The 393-nt window shown below is 58.5% G+C and carries 1 protein-coding gene; it reads left to right on the top strand.

Annotated elements, in window-relative coordinates:
- Positions 1-320: alpha/beta hydrolase (locus A3754_RS04035; protein ID WP_156496767.1), on the top strand; the 320-nt coding region annotated here is incomplete at its 5' end.
- Positions 321-393 lie beyond the last annotated feature (73 nt).

Genomic DNA, 393 nt, shown 5'->3' with positions numbered 1-393 from the left:
AGGACCCGGCAGCACCGTTACTCTCTCCTGTGTTTGCCGATTACACCGGGTTGCCGCCATTGCTGATTCAGGTGGGCAGTACCGAGCTGCTTTACAGCGATGCGGTGCGGGTCGCTGAACAAGCCGAGCGGGCAGGGGTGGAGCACACCCTGCAAGTGTGGGAGCAGATGCCCCATGTTTTCCATGCCCTGGCGGCCTGGTTGCCGGAAGCCGGCATGGCGCTGCGCGAAATAGGTGCCTTTGTGAATGCCCGGTTGAATCACTGCGACGATGCCGCGCACGTTCGGGCCCGTGCTCATATTGCTAGTGGGCGTGATTAGCAGCGGAAGGATTGCTGAAACTGTAATCGAAAAGTTGTCTTGAGCCTTGTTCAGACACTAATCGGTAACGCTG

Source organism: Alcanivorax sp. HI0083, from assembly GCF_001635175.1.
Note: the sequence above shows the minus strand (reverse complement) of the source record. Positions and strands in the feature narration are given on the sequence as shown.